Annotated in this window: 14 protein-coding genes; 2 read left to right on the top strand and 12 right to left on the bottom strand. The window is 42.7% G+C overall.

What is annotated here, in order from left to right; all coding sequences use genetic code 11:
• The first annotated feature begins 63 nt into the window (after window positions 1–63).
• Window positions 64–888 (top strand): transporter substrate-binding domain-containing protein, encoded by an 825-nt coding sequence (locus tag IEY09_RS07620; protein WP_037428116.1) that lies wholly within the window; start codon window positions 64–66, stop codon window positions 886–888.
• Window positions 889–981: 93 nt separating this feature from the next.
• On the opposite strand, the gene IEY09_RS07625 is transcribed toward IEY09_RS07620, so the two are convergent.
• The 6 genes from IEY09_RS07625 to IEY09_RS07650 all read right to left on the bottom strand — a co-directional run bounded on the left by IEY09_RS07625 (window position 982) and on the right by IEY09_RS07650 (window position 5,171).
• Window positions 982–1,368 carry a hypothetical protein gene (locus tag IEY09_RS07625; protein WP_188870513.1) on the bottom strand — a complete coding sequence of 129 codons (387 nt, stop codon included), beginning with the start codon at window positions 1,366–1,368 and terminating at the stop codon, window positions 982–984.
• A gap of 194 nt (window positions 1,369–1,562) precedes the next feature.
• Window positions 1,563–1,949, bottom strand: a complete 387-nt coding sequence (locus IEY09_RS07630; protein ID WP_037417296.1) for a ribonuclease E inhibitor RraB — start codon at window positions 1,947–1,949, stop codon at window positions 1,563–1,565.
• Between the two features lie 22 nt (window positions 1,950–1,971).
• Window positions 1,972–2,202: an RNA-binding S4 domain-containing protein gene (locus IEY09_RS07635; protein ID WP_037417290.1), complete on the bottom strand. Its 231-nt coding sequence runs from the start codon at window positions 2,200–2,202 to the stop codon at window positions 1,972–1,974.
• Window positions 2,203–2,272: 70 nt separating this feature from the next.
• Complete coding sequence (locus IEY09_RS07640; protein WP_037417287.1) at window positions 2,273–2,809, bottom strand: GNAT family N-acetyltransferase; 537 nt, start codon at window positions 2,807–2,809, stop codon at window positions 2,273–2,275.
• Window positions 2,810–2,883: 74 nt separating this feature from the next.
• Window positions 2,884–3,162 (bottom strand): peptidylprolyl isomerase, encoded by a 279-nt coding sequence (locus tag IEY09_RS07645; protein ID WP_011623210.1) that lies wholly within the window; start codon window positions 3,160–3,162, stop codon window positions 2,884–2,886.
• A gap of 179 nt (window positions 3,163–3,341) precedes the next feature.
• Window positions 3,342–5,171: a DUF885 domain-containing protein gene (locus IEY09_RS07650; protein WP_188870515.1), complete on the bottom strand. Its 1,830-nt coding sequence runs from the start codon at window positions 5,169–5,171 to the stop codon at window positions 3,342–3,344.
• Between the two features lie 80 nt (window positions 5,172–5,251).
• On the opposite strand from IEY09_RS07650, the gene IEY09_RS07655 reads away from it, so the two are divergent.
• Window positions 5,252–5,761, top strand: a complete 510-nt coding sequence (locus IEY09_RS07655) for a diguanylate cyclase domain-containing protein (protein ID WP_037428125.1) — start codon at window positions 5,252–5,254, stop codon at window positions 5,759–5,761.
• A 51-nt stretch (window positions 5,762–5,812) separates the two neighbouring features.
• Here the strand turns inward: IEY09_RS07655 and IEY09_RS07660 are convergent, their stop codons facing one another.
• From IEY09_RS07660 to IEY09_RS07685, 6 genes are read right to left on the bottom strand one after another with little or no spacing between them, the layout of a single operon-like run.
• Window positions 5,813–7,060, bottom strand: coding sequence for a tetratricopeptide repeat protein (locus IEY09_RS07660; RefSeq protein ID WP_188870517.1), 1,248 nt, complete (start codon window positions 7,058–7,060; stop codon window positions 5,813–5,815).
• Between the two features lie 2 nt (window positions 7,061–7,062).
• Window positions 7,063–7,686 carry an energy transducer TonB gene (locus IEY09_RS07665; RefSeq protein WP_169546672.1) on the bottom strand — a complete coding sequence of 208 codons (624 nt, stop codon included), beginning with the start codon at window positions 7,684–7,686 and terminating at the stop codon, window positions 7,063–7,065.
• Between the two features lies 1 nt (window position 7,687).
• Window positions 7,688–8,092 carry an ExbD/TolR family protein gene (locus IEY09_RS07670; RefSeq protein WP_006081158.1) on the bottom strand — a complete coding sequence of 135 codons (405 nt, stop codon included), beginning with the start codon at window positions 8,090–8,092 and terminating at the stop codon, window positions 7,688–7,690.
• Between the two features lie 13 nt (window positions 8,093–8,105).
• Complete coding sequence (locus IEY09_RS07675; protein WP_081990911.1) at window positions 8,106–8,633, bottom strand: MotA/TolQ/ExbB proton channel family protein; 528 nt, start codon at window positions 8,631–8,633, stop codon at window positions 8,106–8,108.
• Complete coding sequence (locus IEY09_RS07680) at window positions 8,633–9,988, bottom strand: MotA/TolQ/ExbB proton channel family protein (protein ID WP_037417269.1); 1,356 nt, start codon at window positions 9,986–9,988, stop codon at window positions 8,633–8,635. Before IEY09_RS07680 ends, IEY09_RS07675 begins: the two co-directional genes overlap by 1 nt.
• Window positions 9,988–10,770: a DUF3450 domain-containing protein gene (locus IEY09_RS07685; RefSeq protein ID WP_037417266.1), complete on the bottom strand. Its 783-nt coding sequence runs from the start codon at window positions 10,768–10,770 to the stop codon at window positions 9,988–9,990. The genes IEY09_RS07680 and IEY09_RS07685 overlap by 1 nt, the downstream gene beginning before the upstream one ends.
• Between the last annotated feature and the right edge of the window lie 147 nt (window positions 10,771–10,917).

Below are 10,917 nucleotides of genomic sequence, written 5' to 3' on the forward strand. Positions count from 1 at the left end.
TAATTGTATTAACTTGTCTCTGTTAAAGATAAGCTTAAGACTTCACGATAAACAGGATAACTTATGCGACTAGCTGTATTACTGAATTTACTATTAGGCCTAGTGTTGAATTTATTCAGTGTTGCAACTGCAGGTCCCCTTTCTCCCGCTCAGACAAAACCCGTTATTCGTGTTGGGGGCTATCAATTTGCTCCCTATGTCAATTTACAGAGCGATGGCCGTTATACAGGCTTAACGCTTGATCTCATCAACGCCCTCAACCAAATTCAGCAAGAAATCAGCTTTGAATTTGTCTCCACCAGCATAGAGCATAGATATAAAGCCTATGCTGCTGGAAGATTCGATATGATCATGTTTGAAAATCCACGCTGGGGATGGGAAAAACTTAATACAGCATTTATCCCCCTACATATCCATGATGGCGAAGTCTTTATCGCCTTGAAGGAAAAAGTAAAAGATCCTCAGTTTTTTGCTCTGTTCAAAGAGCGAACGCTAGCATTAGTTAAAGGCTACCACTATCGCTTTGCCAACTTCGAAACCGATCCTGCAGTGCTTGAAAAAAACTACAAGGTCGTTTTTGTAAACAGCAATAAAGCATCTATTGAAACCGTACTTCGAAAGCGCGCAGAAATTGCCCCAGTGACCATTTCCTACCTCAATTTTTACCTCGCTTCAAATCCGCAAGATCAACAACTCTATGTATCAAATCAATGGGATCAACATTATTATCATGGCGTGTTAATCAATCCACATTCGAAACTACACCCAGATAAACTCAACCTTTGGTTACAGCAATTGCAGCAAAACGGCAAACTCACAGAGCTCGTGCGCCAATATGGATTAGAGCTCGCCAGCGAACACAATAGTGCAGGACAAATCACACACTAAGATGTATTGACAGCAATTTAGTGAGCACTATGGTGCCTAAAAGACAATATTTAATCTCGAGCCCTCGTGCGAACTCGATATTGATAAAACGGATTAGTGCAATGCTCCCAACAACGCAAATAATGATGCCAACAACAGGCTCAATGCCATGATATATAAACTAAACCTCTTCTCGGGTGGACCAAGTTTGGCGATATGACAATGCCAAATAGCAAAAATACCGTAATTTAAACCGATAAATAGTAATAAACTGTAGGCATACATACGAGGAACGACACCTAGCGCGCAAGCAAATAAGCAGAGGCTCGTTGTGATGAAAAAGCCCATTTGGCAATAGAATAAACTAAGTAACACTTGCTTATTCAATTGAGCAATATTGGCTCCCTGAAGCATGGCTATAATCTGTAATCTTCCTTGCGATAGGTAATAAATACAAATCATCAAGCTCAATAACGCCGCCACCAATATAGTTAACTGCATAATATTTCACCTCCTCTGATGCTTTTCAAGAATTGAGAATAGTGCATCTGATTGCGTTAACTGTAAGACCAGCTTAAGCCTAGTTACATTTCGTAAGGGTATGAGATGGATTTAAATCGAGTCAAAGGAATATTATTGAGAGACAAAAATAAAGGAGCCTTATGGCTCCTTTATCATTGATAATATGGCATAAATCAGTGATGACAATGCTCATCATGAACGTGATCATCGTCCATAAACTCATCATCGCCGTCTTGGTGTTGCATCACACCCCAACCATCGGTCATGCCGCCAAACTCGGCCGCAAAATCATTGAGAATGGTTTCTTGCTCAACCAAGTCATCGTAATCTGGCACCATGTTGATGCATACGATGATTTCCCACTTGCCTAGCTCATCATTCAAATTCAGCTCAACTTCACCTTCGAGATCCGAATTGGCTAATTCTTCAAGTGCAGTTTCAGCATCACGCTGATCATCAAAAACTAAAAAGAAATCAACATCGAGGGCTTTAGTAAGGTCAATTCCGGCTTCAGCCATTGCGGCCAGCATTTTGCCATTATCGTCGTCTGGAAATTGCATATCCTACTCCACAGTATCAGGCTTATTCAGCCGCAATGATTTGAACCGATTCACCGTTAAAACTGACAATATCACCCGCAACGACTTTTTTACGTTTGCGGGTTTCTACTTCGCCATTGACGGTAACCAAACCTTCATCAATAACATGCTTCGCTTCGCCACCGGCATTCGACATACCTTGTACCTTTAATACTTTGTACAATTCAATAAAATCTTCGCCGGGATGCAAAACTAACTGATTAATTTGCGTCACTTAAATACGCCTCAAAAAATAAACCTGCGGCATTATAGCAGCATGTCCATTGCGATGCAGATAATTTAACTTATCTTTGCCTTTCATCGGCGAGCAGGCCATAGGCGCATTCATCTAGCCACTCATCGCCTATCTTAAAATGCTGCCTAAATACGCCTTCGAGTTGAAAACCACATTTTTCCATCACTCGTGCCGAACCTATATTGTCTTTGGCGCAGTATCCGACGAATTTATGTATTGATAAGCTCAAACAGGCCCAATCGATGACAGCTTGCAAACTCTCAGTGGCATAGCCTTTGCCTTGTCCCGCGTGCGCCAGCAAATAACCGACCTCAGCACGTTGTTCCTCCACACTTTGGCAATGAAGACCGGTTAAACCGATAAACTCGCAGGTATCAAGGGTTTCAATCACCAGCGTAAGCCAATTGCCAGAGGTATAGTCCCAGGTGACTGAGCGCTGCTCAAACTTTTGCCAGATCACTTCGGGAGCTTCAGGAATACGCACGTAGCGATTGATGTCAGGATCTTGGTGTAATGCCAAAAAGTGTGGCCAATCCTGCTCTTGTAAACTGCGAAGTCTTAATCTGTCGGTATAGAGTTCAAGCATAGCGGCTCCCCAATGAATGGACGAACTAAAAAAAATGGCAGCCAAACGCTGCCATTGTCTCGGCAAGAAGACGATTAACCGCGGCTGGTGACTTCGAGTAAGTGGTAACCAAACTGGGTTTTAACTGGACCTTGAACCACGTTTAATGGCGCACTAAATACCACTTCATCAAACTCACGCACCATCATGCCTGGGCCGAATGAACCTAATTCACCACCTTGAGCGCCCGATGGGCAGGAGGAATGCGCACGAGCGATTTGCGCAAAATCAGCACCGTCGAGGATCTGTTGTTTAAGTGCTTGGCACTGCTCTTCACTGCTGACTAACAAATGTCTTGCTGTAGCCTGAACCATGATAAAACTCCCTGAATAATGCTGAGACATTTGCCCCAAATATCATATGGTTCCCGTTTTTATGACTGAAAACGAGATGTGAATGTCGAGTATAAAAACATTATGTTTAATTAAAAAGCCTTAAACCGCACCGTTATCAATTTTGTTATCGATAACGGTGCTGCATAATCGACTCCGTGTTAAGCCTTAGTCGCCGCTATCCAGCGATCAATTTTCTGTTCCATCACCGCCATAGGTAGTGAGCCAGAAGTCAGAATCTGATCATGGAAAGCCTTAAGATCAAACTTATCACCTAGGGCTTTTTCAGCACGCTCACGTAGGGCAAGAATTTTTAGTTGACCCACTTTATAAGACAATGCTTGGCCAGGAATTGCCATATAACGTTCAACCTCGGCAATAATATCCGACTCGGCCATGGGCGAATTGTCCTTCATGTATTGAATCGCTTGTTCGCGACTCCAGCCTTTGGCATGTAATCCCGTATCCACCACCAAACGCATCGCACGCAGCATTTCGTCTGAAAGCTTACCAAAGTACTGATAAGGGTCGCTAAAAAGCCCCATTTCGATGCCTAAGTATTCAGCATACAGCGCCCAGCCCTCTTCAAACGCAGTATAACCGCTGAAGCGTTGAAACTCAGGTACACCCGTTAACTCTTGCTTAATGGCGATTTGGAAATGGTGACCAGGCGCCGCTTCATGCAGTGACAGTGTCGTCATGCCCCATTTCGGCTGAGCTTTCAAGTTGTAGGTGTTGATATAAAACACCCCTGGACGGCTCCCATCTACAGCTGGTGATTCATAGGATGCGCCCGCAGCCGATTGCTCTCTAAAGCTTTCAACCGGTTTAACCACATAGTCGGCCTTTGGCATTACATTAAAATACTGTGGCAATACTTGGTTAATCTTATCTTTCAACACCATATAACCATCGATTAAGCCTTGGCGATCGCCATAGAAGTATTGTGGCTCAGACGATAAAGAGGCAAAAAAGGCTTTTAAGTCACCTTTAAAACCCACTTGCTCACGGACTTTGTCCATCTCAGAAAGGATTCGTGCGACCTCATTCAGACCAATTTGGTGAATTTCATCCACTGGCATGGTTGTGGTGGTATGAGAATTGGCTAAATGCTGATACCAAGCTTTACCATTTGGTAGACCAGACCAACCATCCGTTGCACGGGACTTAGGCAAATAAGTCTGCTTAAAGTAATCGCGCAGCCCCGCTAATGCAGGCACTAAACGCTCATTAATCATCGCCTGATAACTTGATGTTAGCTCAGCTTTGTCTTGATCTGAAAAACCTTCTGGGAAGTGATTAATCGGTGAATAGAAAATACTTTGGCTGGCATCGGTCGTCAGCATAGCATCTAACTGTGGAATAATACGCTCTACCAGCACTCGAGGAAGTACAACCTTACTTGCAATCCCCTCATCCATACGCTGTTGAGCAAGCTGGATCCACTGAATAAAACCATTCACACGCTGTTCCCAATTGCGGTAATCTTGAACGGTATTAAAAGGCTGAGCACTTTCACCACTTCCTAGCTGCACCATAGTTATAACAGTACTGTAAAACTGGCTGATAGGCATAAAGCGTGACGGATAGGTTTCATCGACTAACGCTATTTCACGATCATAAACAAACAACGAATAACTTAATTGCAGATCCGCTGGTAATAGCTCAACATCAATAGCCTTAACTTGTGCTAGATAGCGGGTATTTAGATCGTGTCGAGCCTTAAGATACTCTTCAGTTAAATCACCACCAAACTGCGCATTGTAGTCGTTAACACCCACAAAAGTGGCGTAAATAGGCTCGAGCTTCAAGTAGTCTTTAAAATAGCCATCGACGAGTGCAACATAACGCGACTCAGCCGTTTGGTTTTCTGCTTGAGTCGCTGGGGTCTGCGTTGCCCCTTCCTGTGTAACAACTGTTGTTTCAGGCTTTGAGCATCCCTGTAGGGTTAGCACTAAGGCTATCGTTCCCGCAACTACATTTAATTTCATTTTTTATATTTCTCCTTTTACGTCCGAGATAGCCAGACTCTTCCTATACTTACTGAAAAGTCTACTTACGGGATTATTCTATGATCTACTCATTTCGTAACTCAGGTTTTAGAGATCCAGAAACAGGGGTTTACAACCAAACTTATTTCATGGAAGTCTTTAACCGAGAATGGCATAGGCATATACGAGAACAGCAAAGCTTAGCGCTATTGTATCTGTGCCCTCACATTCATGAAACCGTTAAACAACCGCATTTACTCGAATTTTTTACTAAACAAGTACAAGAAGCACTACTAAGAGCAACAGATTTAATTGCTAGATTAGACCACAATCATTTTGCCTTAGGATTATTCAATATTGATGAAGCAGGTACCGAAGTTGTTCTTAATCGCATAGCAGATCATATTCAAGAATTTAATCAAGAGTTTGGCAAAACTCATAAGCTAAAAATTGACTACAAACTCGCAGCTTGCCTTTGCTTACCGACTCAAGAACAAAAAATTGAATCTATATTCAATAATGTTTCCAAACTTTCACAAGAGCTTGAACGTAAACAACAGCAATCCCAGGCATTAGTAAAGCTTCAATAAACAAAAAGCCCCTTTCGGGGCTTTTTAGATCTACCTAGCAAATTAGATGAATTACAGTTCGACGTTATGCATACGAGCTTTCTCTTTGATGTAAGAGATATAGCTGTTTGCACTCTTCTCTGTCTTCTTATCTTTCGCAGCTAATACAGCGCGATTATAAGCAGACTTATACTGTTTCAAACTAAGATGAGCTAAAGCCAGCTCGAAGTTTGCTTCACCGGGATGTTCAATACCTAAAGAGATTGCTTTTTCAAGCACTGGAATCGCTTCATTATATTTCTCACCCAAGCTCAGTAAACGACCTTGCTTCAGATATAGCTTACCATCATTGCTAATTGCAGCAGCTTTACCATAAAAGTCAGCGGCTTCTTTAAACTCTTTCGCATTTTGGTAAAAACCAGCCAAAATCTCATAAGATTTAGCATCTTGTGTGATTAAGCCCGACTTCATATGCTTCTCAAAAACTTTCGCTGCTTGGTATGGCGCACCCTTCTGAGCCATCAGCTGAGCTAAACGAGTAATGTTAGCTCCAGTTTCTAAGAAACCATTACGATATGCCAAGTCATAAGTCGCTAGCGCTTTATCATAGTCTTCGACCATTAGATAAAATTGTGCGAGCTGAACCCATAATCTGCCGTCATCCGGAAATAACGGTACCATGACTTCTAATACACCAACGGCTTTCTTATATTGCTTCTGGTTAAAGTAAGACGTTAACTTCATCTGATACAGGCCTTTATCAGGTGACTCAGCAAGTGAAAGGCCTTTATCAGCCACTTCAATTACTTTATCCCACTGCTTAAGCTCTGTATGTGCAATACCAATGCGACGGTACATCTGAGAATCAGCCTTACAGGTGAAATCCATCCATTTGTAATAGTATGGAATTGCTTCCTTAAACTTTTTCTCTTGTAACAACAAATCGGCGTAAAGGCGCAATGTTGCAGCGTGATCGGTACCACCTAAAATATCGGCTTCAACAGCTTGTTTTAGGTACTTGATCGCAGTATCCATCTTGCCTTTTTCGGCATAGAAGTTACCGAGCATACGCGCGACATAGGCTTTATCGAAATCATTCTTTGGGTTTGCTTCTAACAGAATGGCAATCGCTTCGTCAACTTGACCATTCGTATAAGCTTCAAAGGACTTCTGCACCTTTTTCGCAGCACTCTCACCTACCGCTTTAGATTGACGTTTATCAACTTCACACTTTTCAGCTGCAATAGCAGAAGAAACTGATAACGCACCACCACAAAGGGAAAGTAATAACGCAACTGCGATTTTATTAGCATTACGCATTATTAATTGCCTCCTTTGTCTAAAGTGAAGTCAAGTTGTACTGTCATACCAGGTTGTTTAAGTGGCTTACCATCAACAATCTTTGGTTTGTACTTCCACTTTTTCAGTGCTCGTATTGCTTCTTTATCAAATAAACGTTTAGGTTCTGCTTGAATAACTTCAACGTCATCAACCCCCCCTAACTCATTAATTGTAAAGCGTAATTGCACCCAACCTTCTTTACCATCACGAGCGGCTGCGATTGGATATTGTGGCTCAATACGGACGATAGGTGTTGCATCGCCGTCACGAGTCATCATATTACCCAGTTTAAAACCACCTGCACTATGACCACCGGTTTCGACAGCTCCCATATTGAACGACATTGCCGTATCAATATTTGATGAAGTATCTGGTGGCGCAGTTTGAGGTTTCTCAGGCTGTGCTGGTGGTGGTGGCGGTTTAGGCACTACCCTTGGCTTATTCTGTGCTTTTGCATCCTGTCTATCCATGGTGATTTCAATTACAGGGGTCTCGGCCGATGTTTCAGCGCGCTGCGCCCCACCACCGACCAAGAACGCCATAAAAGCGAACAGACCAAAAGTCACAGCAGCACCAATAATGATTGATACTAGTGCTCTTAGCATATTAATCGTTCCCCGCAGATACCGAAATCTTATCTATACCAGCCGCTTTGACTTGGTCTAGAACTTTAACAACTAAGCCGTGCATTGCGTCTTTATCAGCCTGAATAAGCACTGCTGCTTCAGGCGCTTCAGCTAACATACGCTCAACGTTTGCTGTTACACGTTCGATATCAACCTGACGGTTTTCCATCATGATAACGCCAGTTTTGCTGACGCCAATGAAGATGTTAGCCGAAGGCTTTGAAGTCGCTTGTGATGCTTTTGGTTTGTTATAATCCAAACCAGATGGCTTCACGAATGACGTTGTTACAATGAAGAAGATCAGCATGATGAACACGATGTCGAGCATCGGTGTCATATCAATTTGCGCTTCCTCGTCTATACTGGAATGCTTTTTACGTGCCATGTTCAATCTCTCTCTAGTGGTGCGGCATGCTGTCTTTTAGCTTTTCTAAGCTGATTTTCATTTTGGCATCAAGGCGAGTACTGAAGAATACTCCCGATAATGCGGCAACCATTCCCGCCATAGTGGGCATTGTTGCCATTGAAATACCAGCCGCCATTAAACGAGCATTACTCGTCCCCTGAACTGCCATCACATCGAACACTGAAATCATACCGGTAACAGTACCTAATAAACCTATCATAGGACAAATCGCTACTAAGGTTTTAATGATCAGCATACGTGCATTCAAATCTTGCTTCGCTTGGGACAGCCAAGCTTCACGGATACGGTGTGCATACCAAGAGGTAGTTTCCTCTCTAGCATCCCATGCAGCTATGATTGCTTTATGTTGCTTTGGTGATATCCAATTTAGATACCAGTAACGTTCAAGCATCAATACCCACATTAAGAACAGCACAAACGCAACTAACCAGAGGACGTCGCCTCCGGAGGCCATGAAGCCCCTGACGGAATCCCATATGTCCATCAGGTGAATCATCATTAGTCAGCCCTCTTCTCAGCATGTGCTGCGATGATACCCGCACTTTGCTCTTCTAAAACTTGTACAATGGCTTTGCTACGTGCAACGACAATAGCATGCATTAACATTAGAGGCAGAGCCGCAACCAGACCTTGAACCGTTGTTACCAGCGCCATTGAAATACCACCAGCCATCAGTTTTGGATCGCCAGTACCAAACAATTGGATACTTTGGAAAGTTGCAATCATACCGGTTACTGTACCCAATAGACCCATCATTGGTGCGATAGCAGCCAGTACTTTAATGATTGAAATACGAGATTCTAGTGCAGGCGTTTCTTTCAGAATCGCTTCATCAAGTTTCAACTCTAACGTTTCAACATCAACATCTTTGTTTTCTTGATACACTTTCAGGATACGGCCAAGAGCGTTGTTACCTGGTTTATCAACATTCTTACGTTGGCTGTTCACACGGGCGCCGATGATAGTCATGGTCACTAAACGTTCAATAGAGATCAACAGACCTAACGCTAACAAAATCATAATGATATAGCCGATTGTACCACCAGATTCAATACGGTCTTCCATACTTGCTTTGTTAGTGAAGATGTTTAACAGAACACCACGAGCAGGGTCGATGTAGAATGGTGCAGAACCAGAAGCGGTTTGTTCCCATTTACCAACAGCACTGACTTGGTAACCTTCTGGCTGTTGTGATAACTCTTGAATCAGACCCAATTCAGGATTGTAAACAACATATTTGCCATCAGCCGTTAGGTTATAAGCACCGATACGGTGGATAGTGGTATTTTTTACACTACCATCAATCGCTGTCACAGAACCTTCGAATTTAACAACCTTACCAGCTTGTACCATTTCGAATAACTGTTCTTGCCAGAATTGCTCTAACTCTTCAATTTTTGGTAACTGCTTACGTGCACCTAAATCAGCAACAAATTTGTCACGATTAGGATATTGAGCACTGACGTTTGAACTCGCTAATTTACCAGCGAAATCACCCGCTTCACCTTTAACCACACCGAACATCTCACCCAAGTCACCTTGAGCAGTTTTCAGATCTTCTTCTAACTGGGCGATTTTGCGCTCATTATCTAAGAAGGCTTGGTTTAAATCTTTACCGCGTTGTTTTTCAGCCGCCAAAGCGTCTTTTTCACGCTTCAATAAAGCCGCTTTATCGCCGCGCTCAGCTTGGAACTCTTGCTCACGCTTGCTGTTAACTTTGCCTTCAGCAGCGCGATCAACTTTAACTTGCTGCAATAATTGGTCGATGGTCTTAGGTGCATCAGCAGCGCTAGCCATACCAGCAGTTAAAGAAAAACTTGCAGCTAATACAGCTGTAGTAATTAACTTCTTCATTATTGTGCAGTCTCCGCAGCAGGAATTGGTAATGCGAATAGATCTAGAGCGCCTTGTTTACGGGCAATGCGGATACCTTTAGTCAGTTCACGCAGATAGCTGTCATCTAACTTATCCCAACCCTTAGTTTCTGGGTTGTACATCCAGCCAGTCTTTTGATCTAAGCTTTGTGCATACAGAGCAACACGACCCAAGTTAAAGAAGTCTACTAATACTTCTTTACCATCTAAGGTCAATTTACCTTGGTTAACTGCAACAGCACTACCATACTCACGCTCGATGCTGTACGCATCCAGGATCAAACGGTATTTTTCAGCTAAAGTCACTTCTGCTGTGTTTAAAAGTGTTTTTAACTCTTTAACACGGTTAGCACGGACTTCAGAGTTGAATGGCAAGTCTAATTGAACGAATTGTTCTAAAGACTCAACCATTTTAAACATTAAAGGCACAACGCCCTGACGTAGTTTATCTACGCCATTAATGTCATTTTGAACTGCGTCCATTGTTTTTTGTTGATCAGCAACCAAGCTGGCAACGTAATCGTTATAGGACTTCAGTGACTCACGCTCATCAGCAACTGAACCATACTCAAAAAGCATGTCTTGTGCTTGATCGAAATACTTATCAACGTTCTTTTGCGACGCAGCAGCATCAGCATGGATCATACTATCCGCTTTCTGCACGTCGGTAAGAGGATCTGCAACTACTAAGTTGCTGCTCGCTAATGCCAGCACGCCAACAAGTGCAGTAGCGATTTTTGTTCTATTGCTTACCTTGGACATAGTTCCCAACCAATTTGAAGTGAATAAAAAAGTTAACTTACCAGCAACATCACTTTAAGCAAGACTTACTTTAGGAAATGCTTACCGTAAGCTCATCTTTCTCTTGTGATTCTTAGTTTTTTCTTCCCTTTCCTATGCCCTTACAGG

Source organism: Shewanella xiamenensis (assembly GCF_014647135.1).
Lineage (GTDB): Bacteria > Pseudomonadota > Gammaproteobacteria > Enterobacterales > Shewanellaceae > Shewanella > Shewanella xiamenensis.